The organism is Methanobacterium bryantii, assembly GCF_002287175.1.
Lineage (GTDB): Archaea > Methanobacteriota > Methanobacteria > Methanobacteriales > Methanobacteriaceae > Methanobacterium_D > Methanobacterium_D bryantii.
In genome coordinates, this window is the sequence record NZ_LMVM01000001.1 from 41656 (window position 1) to 58803 (window position 17148).

Annotated in this window: 22 protein-coding genes; 16 read left to right on the top strand and 6 right to left on the bottom strand. The window is 34.0% G+C overall.

All coding sequences use genetic code 11. From position 1 onward, the window contains the following. Positions 1-81: 81 nt before the first annotated feature. The 12 genes from ASJ80_RS00160 to ASJ80_RS00215 all read left to right on the top strand — a co-directional run bounded on the left by ASJ80_RS00160 (position 82) and on the right by ASJ80_RS00215 (position 6413). Positions 82-456: a ribonuclease P protein component 4 gene (locus ASJ80_RS00160; RefSeq protein WP_083240825.1), complete on the top strand. Its 375-nt coding sequence runs from the start codon at positions 82-84 to the stop codon at positions 454-456. Beyond that, positions 449-682: a YhbY family RNA-binding protein gene (locus ASJ80_RS00165; protein ID WP_048080997.1), complete on the top strand. Its 234-nt coding sequence runs from the start codon at positions 449-451 to the stop codon at positions 680-682. The genes ASJ80_RS00160 and ASJ80_RS00165 overlap by 8 nt, the downstream gene beginning before the upstream one ends. A 15-nt stretch (positions 683-697) precedes the next feature. Continuing rightward, positions 698-1135 carry a 30S ribosomal protein S19e gene (locus ASJ80_RS00170; RefSeq protein WP_069581881.1) on the top strand — a complete coding sequence of 146 codons (438 nt, stop codon included), beginning with the start codon at positions 698-700 and terminating at the stop codon, positions 1133-1135. Between the two features lie 43 nt (positions 1136-1178). Then, the gene (locus ASJ80_RS00175; RefSeq protein ID WP_069581875.1) at positions 1179-1514 is read left to right on the top strand and encodes a DNA-binding protein; all 336 of its coding nucleotides are present in this window, start codon (positions 1179-1181) and stop codon (positions 1512-1514) included. Continuing rightward, a complete protein-coding gene (locus ASJ80_RS00180) occupies positions 1511-2107 on the top strand; it encodes a DUF7411 family protein (protein WP_069581872.1) in 597 nt (198 codons plus the stop codon). Before ASJ80_RS00175 ends, ASJ80_RS00180 begins: the two co-directional genes overlap by 4 nt. A gap of 28 nt (positions 2108-2135) precedes the next feature. Continuing rightward, entirely contained in the window at positions 2136-2294 is a 159-nt protein-coding gene (locus tag ASJ80_RS00185; protein WP_048080993.1) for a 50S ribosomal protein L39e, read from the top strand. Between the two features lie 12 nt (positions 2295-2306). Further along, on the top strand, positions 2307-2552 hold the full coding sequence (locus ASJ80_RS00190; protein WP_069581870.1) for a 50S ribosomal protein L31e: 246 nt from the start codon (positions 2307-2309) through the stop codon (positions 2550-2552). 9 nt (positions 2553-2561) lie between these two features. Beyond that, on the top strand, positions 2562-3236 hold the full coding sequence (locus ASJ80_RS00195) for a translation initiation factor IF-6 (protein WP_069581866.1): 675 nt from the start codon (positions 2562-2564) through the stop codon (positions 3234-3236). Then, entirely contained in the window at positions 3233-3457 is a 225-nt protein-coding gene (gene rpl18a, locus ASJ80_RS00200) for a 50S ribosomal protein L18Ae (RefSeq protein ID WP_069581863.1), read from the top strand. The genes ASJ80_RS00195 and rpl18a overlap by 4 nt, the downstream gene beginning before the upstream one ends. 4 nt (positions 3458-3461) lie before the next feature. Beyond that, complete coding sequence (pfdA, locus tag ASJ80_RS00205; RefSeq protein WP_069581860.1) at positions 3462-3896, top strand: prefoldin subunit alpha; 435 nt, start codon at positions 3462-3464, stop codon at positions 3894-3896. A gap of 44 nt (positions 3897-3940) precedes the next feature. Continuing rightward, positions 3941-5149, top strand: coding sequence for a signal recognition particle-docking protein FtsY (ftsY, locus tag ASJ80_RS00210; protein ID WP_069581856.1), 1209 nt, complete (start codon positions 3941-3943; stop codon positions 5147-5149). Positions 5150-5648: 499 nt separating this feature from the next. Further along, complete coding sequence (locus ASJ80_RS00215) at positions 5649-6413, top strand: hypothetical protein (protein ID WP_069581850.1); 765 nt, start codon at positions 5649-5651, stop codon at positions 6411-6413. Between the two features lie 241 nt (positions 6414-6654). On the opposite strand, the gene ASJ80_RS00220 is transcribed toward ASJ80_RS00215, so the two are convergent. Then, on the bottom strand, positions 6655-6939 hold the full coding sequence (locus tag ASJ80_RS00220) for a hypothetical protein (RefSeq protein WP_069581847.1): 285 nt from the start codon (positions 6937-6939) through the stop codon (positions 6655-6657). Positions 6940-7074: 135 nt separating this feature from the next. Here ASJ80_RS00220 and ASJ80_RS00225 point away from each other — a divergent pair, with 135 nt between their 5' ends. From ASJ80_RS00225 to ASJ80_RS00235, 3 genes are read left to right on the top strand one after another with little or no spacing between them, the layout of a single operon-like run. Continuing rightward, entirely contained in the window at positions 7075-7911 is an 837-nt protein-coding gene (locus tag ASJ80_RS00225; protein ID WP_069581845.1) for a UbiA family prenyltransferase, read from the top strand. Positions 7912-7952: 41 nt separating this feature from the next. After that, a complete protein-coding gene (gene tsaA / locus ASJ80_RS00230; protein ID WP_069581843.1) occupies positions 7953-8354 on the top strand; it encodes a tRNA (N6-threonylcarbamoyladenosine(37)-N6)-methyltransferase TrmO in 402 nt (133 codons plus the stop codon). A gap of 59 nt (positions 8355-8413) precedes the next feature. After that, on the top strand, positions 8414-9133 hold the full coding sequence (locus ASJ80_RS00235) for a CDGSH iron-sulfur domain-containing protein (protein WP_069581839.1): 720 nt from the start codon (positions 8414-8416) through the stop codon (positions 9131-9133). Between the two features lie 51 nt (positions 9134-9184). Here ASJ80_RS00235 and ASJ80_RS00240 read toward each other — a convergent pair whose 3' ends face one another. From ASJ80_RS00240 to ASJ80_RS00250, 3 genes are all read right to left on the bottom strand, one after another. Further along, positions 9185-10873 (bottom strand): SulP family inorganic anion transporter, encoded by a 1689-nt coding sequence (locus ASJ80_RS00240; RefSeq protein WP_069581834.1) that lies wholly within the window; start codon positions 10871-10873, stop codon positions 9185-9187. A gap of 330 nt (positions 10874-11203) precedes the next feature. Continuing rightward, positions 11204-11863 (bottom strand): ABC transporter ATP-binding protein, encoded by a 660-nt coding sequence (locus ASJ80_RS00245; protein WP_069581830.1) that lies wholly within the window; start codon positions 11861-11863, stop codon positions 11204-11206. Continuing rightward, positions 11856-12947, bottom strand: coding sequence for an ABC transporter permease (locus tag ASJ80_RS00250; protein ID WP_069581828.1), 1092 nt, complete (start codon positions 12945-12947; stop codon positions 11856-11858). The genes ASJ80_RS00245 and ASJ80_RS00250 overlap by 8 nt, the downstream gene beginning before the upstream one ends. Before the next feature lie 443 nt (positions 12948-13390). Between ASJ80_RS00250 and ASJ80_RS00255 the strand changes: the two genes are divergently transcribed. Continuing rightward, the gene (locus ASJ80_RS00255) at positions 13391-13852 is read left to right on the top strand and encodes a MarR family winged helix-turn-helix transcriptional regulator (protein ID WP_069581826.1); all 462 of its coding nucleotides are present in this window, start codon (positions 13391-13393) and stop codon (positions 13850-13852) included. A gap of 1490 nt (positions 13853-15342) precedes the next feature. On the opposite strand, the gene ASJ80_RS00260 is transcribed toward ASJ80_RS00255, so the two are convergent. After that, positions 15343-16002 (bottom strand): ABC transporter ATP-binding protein, encoded by a 660-nt coding sequence (locus tag ASJ80_RS00260; RefSeq protein ID WP_069584407.1) that lies wholly within the window; start codon positions 16000-16002, stop codon positions 15343-15345. Beyond that, entirely contained in the window at positions 15995-17086 is a 1092-nt protein-coding gene (locus tag ASJ80_RS00265) for an ABC transporter permease (protein WP_069584406.1), read from the bottom strand. The genes ASJ80_RS00260 and ASJ80_RS00265 overlap by 8 nt, the downstream gene beginning before the upstream one ends. Positions 17087-17148 lie beyond the last annotated feature (62 nt).

The following is a 17148-nucleotide window of genomic DNA, read 5'->3' on the forward strand; positions in this document are numbered from 1 at the left end:
CAGCAATTCAACCCCTACACAAGAACTTAAGATCCATTTCTATATTCTAACATTAACTAATGACTCATTAGAGGCTAGACTTTGAGAAGGGGAAGAAGACCAAGATGGATGCTGAAAATAGCAGAAGAAAGAATAGATATCCTGTTTAAACTTGCAGAAGAATCGTACAGTACTCATCCACACCGGTCAGATCGCTATGTAGAAATGGCAAGAAACATTGCAACAAAATATAATATAAGAATGCCACGAATCTGGAAGAGAAGATTCTGTAAAAAATGTTATAAATTCCTGAAACCTGGAGAAAATTGTCAAATCCGGTTGAAGAATTCATGTGTTATTATAAAATGCCTTGAATGTGGAAATGTAGTAACCCTTCCATATATAAGAGAGCAGAAAGATAAAAGGAGGAGGAGAAGAGTTGAGTCCCACATTATCAAAGAAGGAATTAATGAATAGATCACTTTCAACATTCACACTAAATATTGGAAAATCTGGAATAAATGAAAATGTTATAGATGAAATAAAAAGACAGCTTAAAGCTCACGAAGTAATTAAAGTGAAATTTTCAAAAAGTATATCCTCAGAAAAACAAAATTATATAACTGAGATAACCGAAAAATCAAAGTCTAAACTTGTTGATTTAAGAGGTAACGTTGCTGTAATTTATAAAAAAAACAGGTAAATTAGGAGGCTAAATATGACTACAGTTTATGATGTTCCTGCAGATTTGCTTATAAGTGCAATTGCAAAGGATTTAAATGAAAATAAAAGTATAAACGCGCCAGAATGGGCGAAATTTGTTAAAACCGGAGTTCACAAAGAAAGGAGGCCTGAAGATGCAGACTGGTGGTACACAAGATGTGCATCAATCTTAAGAAAGGTGTACATTGATGGCCCTGTTGGACTGAACAGTTTAAGATCCTATTATGGTGGAAAAAAAGATAGAGGATGCGAACCAGAAAAATTCAGGAAAGGCAGCGGTTCCATAATAAGAACAGCTTTACATCAACTTGAAGATGCTGGATTCATTGCCAAAATAAAAGAAGGAAGAATCATAACTCCTGAAGGAAAATCCTTCATTGACAAAGCATCAAACATCGTTAAAAAAGATATTCCTGAACTTGCTAAATATTAAGTAAGGTTGTCATTAAATTTAAGATAATATTGGAGGTCGAATTTTGAGCGATATTGAAGAACTACGACGTAAAAGGATGCAAGAGTTACAGCAGCAAGCTGCATCGCAGCAAGCATCATCCCAACAACAAGAACAAGCCCGCCAAGAGATGGAAGCTCAAAAAAAGCAGGCTATGATGCAGATATTAACTCCTGAAGCCAGGGGCAGACTTGCGAATTTGAGACTCACTAAACCGGAACTCGTTGAACAAATAGAACTTCAACTTATTCAGCTTGCTCAAATGGGGCGAGTCAAATCTAAAATAACTGATGATCAGCTCAAACATCTCCTGACCAATCTTGTTGGTCAAAAAAGAGAGATTAACATAACAAGAAAATGAAAGCGTGTGTTCTCTACAGCGGAGGAAAAGATAGTTCGCTTATTGCTGTAATCCTTACAAAATTGGGATATGAGGTTGAACTTGTAACCATAAATTTTGGAATATTCGATTCCTTTAAACCTGCAGCAAAATCAGCATCTGCGCTTGGTTTTAAACACCGTGTTTTTAAAGCCGATAAAAAGATACTGGAAAATGCAACTGATATTATCATTAATGATGGATTTCCAAATAATGGAATAAATTATATTCATAAAGAAGCATTAGACCTTGTTTCACGTGATTATAACGTGGTTGCAGATGGTACAAGAAGGGATGACAGAATCCCTAAACTTAAAGGAAACGAGATCAACAGTCTTGAAGGCAGACAGAACGTTGAATATATAACCCTCCGTGGATTTGGTCACAAGACCATCAATAATCTCTCAGATGTGCTTTTTGAAGTCAAAAAGGAACAGACCAGTATGGAAAACAATTCCGATTATGAGATTGAAATTAGATACCTCATAAATGAAATTGAAGGCGAAAACGCATCTAGCAAGATATTTCCAAGTCATATCCAATCTCGAGTTGTGGGCTGGAAAAATAAAATTTAACACAAATCAATATTAATGTGGTGAAAAAATGAGTAGAAATAGGCCATTAGCTAAAAAATTAAGGCTTGCTAAAGCTAACAAGCAGAGCCGAACTGTCCCAGTATGGGTACGGATTAAAACCAATAGAAAAGTAATGTCTCATCCAAAAATGAGAAGACATTGGAGAAGAAGTAGCTTAAAAGTTTAAGGGGATTTTCACATGGAAAGAGTCTATGTTATACCATTAAGAAAAGTAAAAAATGTTCCAAGGACTATCAGGTCCCCAAGAGCAGTACGTTACGTGAAAGAATTCATAGGAAAACATATGAAGACAGACGACATCAAAATAGATGCATCTGTTAATGAAAAAATATGGGAAAGAGGAATTCAAAAAATACCTCCTAAAATCAAAGTAAAAGCTGTACAGGAAGAAGATGGTTCAGTTGCAGTCACCTTAGTTGAATAGGTGAACGTGATGATAAGAAGAGCTAATTTGAATGGGAACCCCAATCTTGGTGTTGCGATTTCTACAACCGATAAAATTGCAATAGTTCCCTCTAATTTATCAGAAGCACTGGAAACTCTTGTAGAGGATACTTTAGGAGTTCCTGTAGTTAAAACTCCAATTGGTGGAAGTAACCTTGCCGGAGCACTGGCTGTTGGGAATTCAAATGGATTCATAGTAACACCATATGCTCTTGACAGCGAGATAAAAGCCATTAAAGAATCTGGAGTGGAAGTAGAGCGAATTGCTGATAAGTTCACTGCAGTAGGTAATATCATACTTGCAAATGATTTTGGAGCTATTGCTAATCCACTGCTTTCTGATGAATCATTAAAAATAATTAGTGACGTTTTAGACGTTGAAGTCGAACGAGGAAGTATAGCTAACTATAAAATTACAGGATCTGTTGCTACTGCGACAAATAAAGGAATACTGGCACATCCCTCTGCAACTGAAGAAGAACTTGCCTTTGCAGAAGGTATAATGAAGGTTCCTGCAGATGTTGGAACAGTGAATAAGGGTGTAATGCTTGTTGGAGCATGTGCAGTTGCAAATTCTAACGGTGTGATTGTAGGATTGAACACTACAGGTCCTGAACTTGCAAGAATTGAAGAAGCATTAGGTTTTCTTGAGGGATATGAATGAGAACAAAAATATTTAGAATTCAAGGTAAATTTATGATGGGAAACGCCTTTCAACCTTTTACAAAGGAATTGAAAGCTATAAGTGAAGAAGATATACACGAAAAAATTTATTCAGAGTTTGGAAGCAAACACGGAATAAACAGAAACAAAATAGTCATAGAAGACATCAAAGAAATCTCAAAAGATGACGTCCAGGATCCAATGATTAAAGCCTTAGGGTGATCTCATGGAAGACAGACAAAGGCTCGAACAGATGGTAAATGAAATTAACATGTACCAGAGCCAACTGGACGTTTTAAAACAGCAAATTGAATCAGTCAATGCTTCTATAGCTGAATTAATATCAGCTGAAGAAACTTTAGAAGCTGTTAAAGGAAAAGAAGGTACAGAAACATTTGTACCAGTAGGTGCAGGTTCTTTTCTTATTGCAGAAATTAAAAATACTGATCAGGTTATAATGGGACTTGGAGCAGGCGCTGCTGCAAAGAAAAATATAGATGAAGCCAAAGAAAGTATATCTTCCCAGCGGAAAGAGCTGGAACAGTTAGTGGACAAAATGTCTGGAGATATACAGAAGTTAACTGAGTTCATTATGAGAAAAAGTCCTGAAGCTGAAGCACTACTTCAAAAAGTTGAAAGTGAAGAAGCCCAAAGGCAATAACTTTTCTTTTTTTAATTACTGGTAATTTAAAGGACGTGAACATTTTGTTTGAATCACTTAAAAAGAAGTTTAGCGGCACAATAGGAAAACTAAGTGATAAACTCTCGAGTGAGGAGGAAGCAGGAGAAAATCGCCAGGAAGAAGTTCCAGGGGAAACCAAAGAAACTACTGAAACCTTCGAGAAACTGGAAAAAATTGAAGAACCTTCAGCTGAAAAAAAAGAGCTTGAGACTGAAGAGCCTCTAGTTGAAGAAAAAGAGTCTGAAACTGGAGTTAAAGGAAGATTATCCGGAATTTTTTCTAGAGAAAAGAAGGAAGAAAAGGTAGAAGAAAAACCTGCGGAAACTCATGATGAGCCCGAAGAAGTAGCGGAAGAAAAATCAGGAATGTTCTCGTTTGTTACCAAAAAAACAATATCTGAAAAAGATATTGATGATATACTCTTTGAACTTGAAATGTCACTCATGGAAAGTGATGTTGCAATGGAAGTCGCTGAAAAAATAATTAATTCTGTAAAAGAAGATTTAGTGGGTAGAAAAATCAGAAGAAGAAGCGACGTTGCAGAATTTACAAGAGATGCCCTTAAAAAAGCTATTTCTGAAATATTAGGGGTTGAAACTAAAGACCTCAAAGAAATGGCTGATAAAGCACGAAAATCTGGCGAACCCCTCAAAATCATGTTTGTGGGGATAAATGGTACTGGTAAAACAACCACTATAGCTAAAGTGGCTACCTATTTCATAAATGATGGATACACTCCAGTTATTGCAGCTGCAGATACTTTCAGGGCAGGTGCAATTGAACAAATAAGCCATCATGCTGAAAATATTGGTGTAAAGATTATAAAGCACAAAAAAGGTGCAGATCCCGCAGCAGTTGCATATGATGCAGTTGAACATGCAAAAGCTAAAGGAAAAGAGATAGTTTTAATTGACACAGCAGGTAGAATGCAGACAAATGTGAATCTCATGGATGAGATGAAGAAAATCAAGCGTGTTGTAAAACCAGATCTTATTATTTACGTTGGTGATTCCTTAACTGGAAATGATGCGGTAGAGCAAGCTTCAAAATTTGACGAAGCGGTTGGTGTGGATGGAATTGTCCTCACCAAAGCAGATGCAGACGCAAAAGGTGGAGCAGCACTTTCCATTGGTTATGTGATTAATAAACCGATCCTGTTTTTAGGTGTCGGCCAGTCATATGAAGATATAATGGAATTTAAACCCGAATGGATGGTTGACCAGCTGGTTTAGGTAGAAATTTCTTTTTTTCTATTATTTTATTGAGTTTTTTTAAGTTATGTTAATCCTATTTTAATCAAGTCCAGAATTCATAAAAATAACTTTTTTTATCGTCTGTTTCATAATATAAAATGAAGAATCAGCCAAATATTTATTTATATTGCTTACGTTGGTATTGTAAATATATATTCAGACAAAAAGCTTCTAAAAAATATAGAATATATTCTCAACTCTTATTTTATAAATTTTAATGGCATTTAGCATATTGAAGTCTATATTTTAATAGTTAATATGCAACTTATATTAAGTTCAACTTATTTATGTTCAAATACAATATTTTTCTGGTATAACAATAATGTAAAATAAAAATTAATTATTAGATTAATTAGAAGATTAATATTCCTTTTTAGACTTAAAATCCAGATATGATATTGGGAATCAAATAAAATGTTTAAAAAGTCTTATCAATATTAAAAGATAATGTTTATTAACTCATGTTGAGGGAGCCAAAATGGAAAACAAAGTTATAATGTCTATTGGAGGAGCATCGTTAGTATTTATATTACTGCTCATTTTGAGTTTTTTATTTAGCAGTGAAAAAACGCTTGGAGTTTATATATTGATTTTTTTATTGACTGCAGTGTTCTTTTTATTTTTATGGATGATTTTAATTATTTTAAGGAGTTCAGTCATTACTAATTTCATTGGAAAGATTACTCAGGCGATTTTTGGGGCTGTATTTGTTTGCATTCTTATTTTAACCACTTTGCTGGGGATGCAGTGGATTTCAGGTGTTTTTGCTTCTATCTATATACTGCTTGGTTCAATAATTGTGGCCATTATTGGTCTTTATTTAAATCATAAAATAGGGCTGGAGAAAGAACAAAGACAAATAAAAAGGATAGTTATAGCATTAAAACTGACGGTAGAAGACAATAAAAAAAGTGCTGAAAGCATTTTAAATGACATTAAAGAAAATTCTCCTGTAAATCTTAAGGTTCTTAAAATGGGAGTTTGGGATACTTTTGCTTATAACATCATCACTGCAGATTTTGATCCTGTGATGCTGGAAGAGTTAATATCAATAAGAGCATTAACATCCAAATTGAATGAAGAATTATCTGAAAGGAACAGGCTTATTAATCGAGAAGGTATCTTTGATATACATAATCCTCATTTTCAACAATTATGTCGGTTAGATAATAAATTAAAAGAAGAATTAGAATCATTTATCCAGTATTCTGGTGAATATTTAAAGAAAGTTGATAAAATATAATCTTATTCAGGCATGACTTATGTTAGTCTTTCTCAACCCTATTTTTGAGTTTAGGTACTATTTTATCTCGAAAGATTTCAATTTTTTTAGCAATTTTTCAGTGCTACTTTTTATTTTTGTTTGTAATGTGCCATCAAGCTTGAAAGTTTCACTTTTATGCATTTATCAAATCTTTCAATATAAAATATTCAAATTAGAAGCGTTAAATAATTTAGAAAAATTACAAAATGGAATTATTTGTTTATAACTGGATATTCTTAATATCTAATGGCACCACCTCTTTTACCTCAGCGTCCATTGACCGAAACAGACTCTTTACATTGAACATGCTGTCTGCATGGAATATAAAAACACAGGAATGTGTGGAATGTTTTTCTAGGGGGCAGCTGATATAAGCATCTAATAAATCAACATTACGTTTTTTCAGGTTTTTTTCTGAAAAAATTTCCTTAAGCATTTTCACGCCTTCACCGGTTTTAAGGGGGCATTGTTTAGAGTCATGTTTGCTAACTGCAGCAAATAACATTAAATCACCTTATATTATTACTAAGTTTTTTGGATTATTTAATTTTATAGAACTGAATTACATTAACTTAAATAACCAGATTTGACAGATTAGTTTTAGATTACCTGATAACAGGATTAGTTTTAAAGTGATTTCATGAATGCATATTTGGAGATAATAAGGCCGGGAAATGCGGCAATGGCAGTAATAGCAGTAATTTTAGTCATGCTTATCAGTGGAAACTTTACATTAAGCGCATTTTTAGCTTGCATTGTGGTTTTTATGGTGATAGGGGGCGGAAATGCAATAAATGATTATTTTGACCATAAAATAGATGCTATCAATAAACCAAACCGTCCAATTCCATCTGGGAGAATTTCTTTAAAGGCAGCCAGGATTTATTCTATAGTCCTTTTTGTAACTGGAACAATCATTGCTTTTATAATAGGGCTTTTACCTGGAATTCTGGCCCTTTCAACATCGATTTTGCTGGTGCTGTATGCTTATAACCTTAAAAAAATGGCCCTTATTGGGAATATTGTGGTTTCATTCTTTACAGGGCTCACATTTGTTTTTGGGGGTGTAGTAGTTGGTGCTATGGAGACTTCGATTTATTTGGGGTTCTTTGCTTTTTTAATGACAATGGCCCGTGAGATAGTTAAAGATATGGAAGATGTAGAAGGTGACAGAAAAGAGGGAGCAGCCACACTACCAATAATCTACGGGATGAAATTGTCATCAATCCTTGCAGCATTCTTCATGATAATTGCAAGTGTTGCAAGTCCTGTGCTTTATTTTATAGGTATATTTAATATACTTTATTTAGCACCACTTTTTGCTGCAATTGTGGTATTCCTGATATCTGCAGCGTCTATATTAAAGGATCAATCTATCCAAAATACTGCAAAGGTTTCAAAAAGGATTAAAATGGGTATGGGTATAACATTTCTGGCATTTGCTGTGGGATCTCCATTCTTAGCTTCCTTAATTTAAAACCACAATTTTTAACTATTTTTAAGCACATATATTTGTACATGAAAATTGAACCAATAGGTATCATAAATTCTCCCTACCAGGTAAAAGGAGATTCGCCTCGCCAGGGCCGTTTTTCAGAAAAATTAAGCCAAATAACTGTTTTTGATGAATATGCTCAGGGTTTGCAGGATATAGAAAAACGCGAACATTTGATTATTTTATATGGATTAGATCGAGCTGAAGATTATAAACTGATGGTAATTCCCCCTGGAAAAACAAAAGAACAGGGTTTATTTTCTACAAGGGCTCCTGTAAGGCCGAATCCGATTGCTTTATGTATGGTCAAACTGGTAAAAGTAGAAGGAAATATTCTTACAGTGAAATGGCTGGATGCCCTTGACAGCTCTCCTTTACTTGATATTAAACCATTTTTACCTGAAGTGGACTGTATGGAAAAGTAAATTTAAATTCATAAATTTAGCCTTAAGTTGTGTAATATGGACAAAGTGGAGGATATAATATGGCAGATAAAGATCCAATGAAAATAAAAATACTTAAAAATGGACCATATATGGTTTCAGGAAATGTTCCTTTATTTGAACAAATAATGGTGACAAATGAAGAGGGACATGTGTGTGAATGGAGCGAAGGCAAGGAATATCCCCTTAAAGAAAGATATACCATTTGCCGCTGTGGTGCATCCAAAAGGAAACCTTTCTGTGATGGATCACATATAAAAATTAATTTTGATGGAACGGAAGTGGCAAGTAAAGAAAATTACATGGAAAAGGCTCGAAAACTCGAAACAAAAGATTTTATACTGAACGATGTATGGGACCTATGCGACCACTCCCGCTTCTGCCTGCGTGGAGGCGGTATAAGAGAACTGTTAAAGTCTGAAGATCCAGAAGACATTAAACTTGCAATTGAAGAAGCTAAAAGCTGCCCCTCAGGGCGTCTTGTGTTGTGGGGTAAAGAGACAGGAAAACCTGTTGAACCTGAATTTGAACCATCCATAGTTCTGGTTAATGATCCGCAGAAAAAATGTGATGGTCCTGTTTGGGTGAGGGGAGGAATTCCAATTGAATCTGCTGATGGAAGCACCTATGAAGTCAGAAATAGAGTTACACTTTGCAGGTGCGGAAAATCTGAAAATAAGCCATTTTGTGATGGAAGACACTGGATGAGTGCTGAGGAAAAACAGGCATTCCGGGATAAATGGATCTCTCCTGAAGAATGAAACTAAAATAATTTATTCATTATCTTTTATTCTTGTTTTTATATTTTAAATCTAATATTTTCCACTCTCATAAGCACTAAGCGCTTCATGTATATTTTCATAAATATTTTCCTCGCCTATAAGATTGGTTAGCCCTAAATGATCGAATTGATCTTTAAGATCAGGTAACATGGAGGTTAATGCAAATTTAACATTTCTTGATTTTAATTCCCGGTACAAATCTTTAAACATTTCTGCAGATGTATAATCAACTCTGGAAAATCCGGCGGTGTTTAATACAAATAATTTTAGGGGAGGATCAGCTGCACCTACCAGTTTAAGTACTTCTTCTTTCAACCTGTCTGAATTAGCAAAATAGAGGTCTCGGTTAAATCTATATATGAGTAATCCTTTTTCAGTTGATTTACCAACTTTAACAGGTTCAAATGCCCATTCTCCTCTTTTATCCTTTGCAAAAATACTGTTAGTGGGTCTGTAACTGTGACTTAAGTGTAGAATGATAGAAAGTATAATTGAAAGTAGTATGCCCCATAAAACACCCATAACAACTACCGTAGCAGCAGTTATAATGGCTAAAAAATATTCTGACTTTACTTTACGGCGGATATCCTTCAGATGAGCTATATCAATCATGTTGATACCTATTATAAAAACAATAACGGCAAGAGTTGCACTTGGTAAAAAAGACATGGATTTTGTCAGGAATAAAAGAACTATAAAAACTGCAGCTGCAGTTACGAGTGAAGACATCTGGGTACGGCTTCCTGCATCATCAACTATTTCTGTCTTAGTAGGGCTTCCATTTACTACAAATGTGCCTGTTAGTCCTGCAATTCCGTTAGCAAGACCAAGAGCAAATATGTCTTTATCTTCATCGGTACTCTCTGAGTAACGAATTGTAAATATCCTGGCTGTAGCGGTACTTTGGGATAATATAACTATAAAACAGGTAACTACAGCTATCATTAAATTGGGCAAAATACTTATATCTACAGGAGGTATTCCGAAAGTGGGAAGCCCACTAGGTATATGTCCCAAAATTGAAATTCCAGTTCCTTGAAGATCAAATAAAAAACTTGCCATGGTGGTACCTACAACCGCTATTAATGCACCGGGGATTTTATGTGAAATACGGCGAGTTCCTACAATTATAGCTACAACAATTATTGATAATATAAGTGTGGGTATGTTAATATGGAATAAATGAGTAAAAACGTTGATTAACTGTGGAATTGTGTTTAATCCGCCTTCTCCAGATATTCCGAGCATGTTTGAAAGCTGGCTTACAGCTACCTGGATTCCAACGCCTGATAAAAATCCAATTAAGACAGTTCGAGACATAAAATCTGCTATAAATCCGAGTCGAAATACACGTGCTAAAATTAGAAAAACTGCACACAGCAGTGCAACTGTAGATGCCAGTGCGACATAATTAGGGCTCCCTATAGCTGCTATAGAAACGAGCGTACCTGATAAAATTGCCGCAGTTGCAGAATCGGCTCCGACTATTAAATGACGTGAAGAACAGAAAATGGCGAAAACTGCAATTGGAAGTAAAATAGTATAAAGCCCTGTAATAACAGGCATGCCTGCTATTTTAGCATATCCCATAACTTCGGGAATCCCTACTGCAGCTAATATTAGGCCAGCTATAATTTCAGAAGTTAAGGGGGCTTTAAGAGGTAATACTCCATTTAAAAGGAATTTATTTTTTAAATTTAGTTTGTTTAGTTTTTTCATATTCTCTTTTTTGATGGTATATAACAGGATAATGATTTTAAGTTACTAAAAATAAATTTTAGCTATATCCAGTTAAAACTGCTAAATTTAATGGAATTACTTTATTATACAGGTTAATGGCAGACTAATTGCATTATGCATTATTATTGATTTTTTATGAGATAATTATTACCATTGGGTGAAAATTATCAATAAACTGTATTTTTACAGTATATTTTCTCTAATAAAACAACGTTTTTAATAAATAATTCTTGAAAAAGAGACTTGTGTTCTGTTTATGATGATTATAATAAAACTAAAAGAAATAAATAATAGGTTTAAACCTATTTTTCAGCTGATTATATTTCCGTCCTGCATTGTGATTACTTCATCGGCATATTTTGCAGATAGCGGGTTGTGTGTAACTCCTACAATTGTTAACCCGTCATTTTGGTTTAATTCTTGAAGTAATTCCATTATTATCATTGCATTTTCTGTATCCAGTTCTCCTGTTGGTTCATCGGCAAGTAAAAGTGATGGATCATTTGCAAGGGCACGTGCAATGGAAACCCTCTGTTGTTCCCCACCTGAAAGCTGTGTATGATAACGGTTGTACTTGTCTGATAATCCTACTTTGTCAAGGAGTTTTTTTGCTTTTCCTGAGTCCTGTGAGATCATAGGCAGCATAACATTTTCTAATGCTGTAAGCTGTGGCATTAAATTGAACCGCTGGAATACAAATCCTATGTTAGCCCTTCGAAGGTTTGCCTGTTCATCTTGGCTATACTCTTTGATATTTTTCCCATTCAGCAAGACAGTTCCCTTTGTGGGTGTATCGAGTATTCCTGCAAGGTGGAGCAGTGTTGATTTTCCGGATCCGGAAGGCCCCATTATGGCAATAAATGAACTGCTGTTTACTGTTAAACTAACCCCTCTAAGTGCTTGTATGTCCTCTGATCCCATTCTGTATGTTTTCCAGACTTCATTAAATTCGAGTACATCGTTATTCATATCGCAGTGCCTCCACAACGTTTAGTTTAGATGCCCTCCATGCGGGATATAATCCTGCTAAAACACTTAAAATTGTAGCACCTCCAATTACTGCAGCTACTAACCATAAAGGCAACATTTGTGTGAGTTTAATGCCGCTAATACCGTATTGCGGTGCAAAGAACATAATTCCAAGTTCGAGTATGACCGCAGCTACAACTACTCCCACTATGGCAGATAATAAACCTAAAAGGCCGGCCTCTGTAAGTATGCTGCTTAATATTTCTCTATTTTTAAACCCGATTGCTTTTAATACTCCAATTTCTCTTGTTCTTTCTGAAACATTGACTAACATGATGTTTACAATGCTTATAACTCCCACCAGTAACGCAACACCTGCAATAGCACCTACAAAGAGGGTTACTGTTTGCATTATATTATCGATCTGTTTGGTGTAGTCTGACTTTGTTAAAGCACTTGTACCGTTTACAGCACGTTCAATCTGGTTTTTTACAGTATCAGGGTCCGCTTTAGTATTTGCAGTTATACTTGATACCTTGTTGCTGTTTAAAGGAAGGGCTTTATCAACATTCATGAACACGTATGCCCCACTATCTCCTCCCTCATTAGTTATCCCTGTAACTGCCATTTTTTGATTTTTAACGGTTATATTACTTCCAATTTTATAATTTAATTCATTTGCAAGTGATTTGCTGATAACAACGCCGGGGGTCCCGTTAAATTTCAACTGGTTCCAGTCACTCATTCCTATGACCATTATCTGCATGTTATTCATTTGTGTAGTGAACTGTGTTTCTTTTTTAATGTTGTAAAGCTCTGACATATTTTCTATTTGGGAAACTGCGGCAGAATTTAAAAATGAATCACCGGTAGATCCTGTAATTCCTGACCCTCCAGAGCTATTTGTTATGGTAACGTCGCCCATAAGGGAAGCTGTTTGATCTTTCATATAAGACGACATTCCTGTACCAATACCTATAAGACTAATTAGGGCAGTTACTCCTATTACTATTCCTAACATGGTTAGGGCGCTTCTAAGTTTTCTTCTTTTAAAATTTTTAAAGGATAGTTTATAAATGCTCATTTGATTCCTCCGAATGTAGATACTTGCCTGAAATAATGTTGCATTTTTTGGATGCAACTCTTTATCTTACTTTAATACTATTAACGTATTAACTATTAAATTTTTTTAATTTTGTATGAATTGAATTTTTAGCATTTAATACACAATTAGTCATTTCATTAAAAAATTAATAGTCTAAATTTCAGTCTAATTTTTATTTAAATAGCTTAATAATGCTTTTATTTAAAAATATCATATTTATGTATTTAACTAGACTTAATAAATAAATAATATACAAAAATACTTTGATTAAGCTTTAGATTTTCAAGAATGAAAATATGAATATGTGCTTAACTGCTGAAGTTTCTATTAACATCTTACGTTGGACATTATGGGATGTGTAATACATTATCACATTAATATTTATATAGAACATCATAATATGAATAGAGGAGGCATTATTAATGGATGAGGAAAAATTAGGAGAAATGTTGGATAATTTATTTTTGTTATACCAGCTTTTTCAAAAAAACGTTTTGAAGTATAAAACCAGCAGTGGGCGTATAAAAATGTCATTTGCCCATTATTTAACATTGATAATATTGAAAGAAAGGGGAGAACTATCCATATCTGAAATTGGAAATTTAATTGGAATGAAAAAACAAAATATGACATATTTGACCAATAAGCTTGTTGAAGATGGGTTGATCCAGAGATTGCATGATATGAGCGATCGGAGGGTAATTAAAATTGCCCTTACAGGTAAAGGTGATGAATATCTGGATAAATGGCGTAAAAATAAAATTGAAGAAACGAAAGAAGATTTTTCGTTTTACAATGATAAAGATATGAATGAAATTTGCAGATCAATTGAAAATATCAAGCAGGTATTCTTAAGAATAGATAATGGAAGAAAAAATTTTTAAGTGTCTGCAAGCAGTAAGTCAAGCCTAAAATTTTTAATTTTACTGCAGAAGTTTAGTTAAGATAGTAAATCATTCTTTAAATATCATGAAGTATGTTTTACTACCTAACTGGACTGATATACTTTTAGCTAACATGTGATAGAGCTTTCTATTTCATGTTTTAAATCAACTTTATTTTTTAATAGGAAATTTTGCCTTTTTGACGTGATATTTTATTTTTAGATTTTTTATAATTTAAGGGATCCTTATTGAAAAGTTGCAAATTTTAAAATAGTACTGGTGTAGTCATAATGAACAATAGAACGTATATTCATTTGTATGCCCTCTCATAGGTATGAATTTGAAATTATATAAATAAAAACGAGTTAATAACTCTATTTAACCTTTTATAAATCCTAATAATTCCATGATTTGACTCATTGTAATTTTGAATAGTCAAATATTAATACTTAAACAATGTTTATTAGGAATGTGTTAAATAAAATCAAATACGGATTTATAGGAGGTGAAAAATATGTTGGAAGCTTTATTGGCTTTATTAAGCCCTGTTATATCATTAGTAGGCGGGCTAGTAAGTCCTTTATTAGGACTTATATTATAGTATTTGAGGCGTAATGGAGTCTTTATGGGGTGGAAAGTGTGATAAAACATTTTATCAGACTTGTTACACCCTTTATGTTTAATAAAGATTTATTACAGGCACTGCTAGTTATTTTAATACTGTGAAGTATTAAAACTAGTTTAAAGGAGGTGAAAAGCATGATAGAAACCTGTGGCTTTTTATACCAGCTATTAGATTTATTAGGAGGTTTGTTAGGTTCCCTTTTAGGTATTTTATTTTAGTGCCATCAGCGTAATATAAAATTAATTTAAAGGAGGTGAGAAATATGGTAGACTGCTGTGGCTTTTTATACCAGCTATTAGATTTATTAGGAGGTTTATTACAGTCCTTAGTGTGTTTGTTATTTTAATACTGTAATCGTGTTATAGTCCTTTTAACGGGGTTAAAAATATGTTAATGAGTTTGCTGGATTTATTAGGGCCAGTCATATCTTCAGTAAGTATTTAGTAACTTCAATATAGGATTGGTGCTATAACATGTTTTAATGTATAATAATAGGCCTATCCCATACAAATTTCCACTCATCATAACACATTTTCTTTAAAGGAATATCTGGCAATGGGATAGGCCTATATTCCTTTAATTACTTTTTTAAATAATAATTTTTAATATAATTATAAATTAATTAAAATCGCTCATGTTGGGAGTATTTTGCATACTATTATGTAATTTGATTAAATAAATGGAATTTTTAAAACAAGTTCAAATTTAAATTAACCCAAACATGTTAATGAAGTATAACATGCACATTAGAAAAATTCATATGGGCGATTAATTAAGTAAAAGATACTGATCTTAAATTCAATACGTTTTTTAACTGGTTAAAAATAAAATTTAAATGAAAATTTATTAGTCAAAAAGAAATTAATTAACGGAGTATGTTGCCGTCCTGCATTTTGATTACCCTGTCTGCATATTCTGCACATAGTGGATCATGTGTTACCTCTACAATTGTTAACCCGTCATTTTGATTTAATTCTTGAAGTAATTCCATTATTATCATTGTATTTTGAGTATCCAGTTCTCCTGTTGGTTCATCGGCAAGTAAAAGTGATGGATCATTTGCAAGGGCACGTGCAATGGAAACCCTCTGTTGTTCCCCACCTGAAAGCTGTGTATGATAACGGTCATATTTGTCGGATAATCCTACTTTGTCAAGGAGTTTTTTTGCTTTTTCGGAATCTGGTGAAATCATGGGCAGCATAACATTTTCTAATGCTGTAAGCTGCTGCATTAAATTGAACCGCTGGAATACAAATCCTATGTTAGCTCTCCGGATTTTTGCCTGTTCTTTTAATGAATACTCTTTGATATTTTTCCCGTTCATTAAAACAGCTCCCTTTGTGGGTGTATCGAGTATTCCTGCAAGGTGGAGCAGTGTTGATTTTCCAGATCCAGAAGGCCCCATTAACGCTGTAAAAGTTCCTTCATTTATAATTAAATTAACACCTTTAAGCGCCATTACTTCTTCTGTTCCCATTTGATACGTTTTCCAGACATGATTAAATACCAGTACATCGTTATTCATATCGCAGTGCCTCCACAACGTTTAGTTTAGATGCCCTCCATGCGGGATATAATCCTGCTAAAACACTTAAAATTGTAGCACCTACGATTACACCTGCAACTAACCACAAGGGCAGCATTTGGGTAAAGCTCATATTTTCTAGACCTAACTGGGGCCCATATAACATAATTCCCATTTCCATTAAAATGGCAGCTGCAATTATGCCTATTACTGAAGCCATAAATCCCAATAAACCCGCTTCTGTAAGAATACTTCCCAGTATTTCTCTGTTTGTAAAGCCTATTGCTTTAAGTACTCCAATTTCTCTTGTCCTCTCAGAAACATTAACTAACATGATGTTTACAATGCTTATAACACCCACCAGTAACGCAACGCTGGCTATGGCACTTACAAAGAGAGTTACTGTTTGCATTATATTATCTATCTGTTGTGTGTAGTCATTTTTTGTGAATGCACTCGTACCATTTATAGAACTTTCTATTTCTTTTTTAACAGTATCTGGATCGCCTTTAGTATTTGCAGAAATAGTAGATACATTGTTATGGCTCATATCAAGAGCTTTATCTATGTTTATGAATACAAGCCCTATTCCGAACCCTCCTTCGTTGGTTGTCCCAGTTACTGTTAATTTATGATCTTTAATGGTTATATTACTTCCAATTTTATAATTAAAATCATCAGCAAGCGATTTACTGATAACAACGCCTGGTGTACCGTTAATTTTTATCTGATTCCAGTCGCTGATTCCTTCAACAACTATCTGCATGTTGTTTAATTCGCTGTAGAATTGTGATTCTTTTTTAATATCATAAAGTTGAGGCATGTTCTCTATTTTGGAAACTGCAGCAGAGTTTAGAAATGTGTCACCGGTAGATCCTGTGATTCCTGATCCACCGGAGCTGTTTACTATCGTAATATCTCCCATAAGTGATTCAGTTTCCTCTTTCATGTAGGATGTCATCCCTGTACCAATACCCATGAGGACTACTAGGGCAGTAACGCCTATAATCACACCCAGCATAGTTAGGGCGCTTCTAAGTTTTCTTCTTTTAAAATTTTTAAAAGATAGTTTATAAATGCTCATTTGAAACCTCCAAACATACAATAAATTTAAGTAATGCATTTAATTATACAGATATTACATTT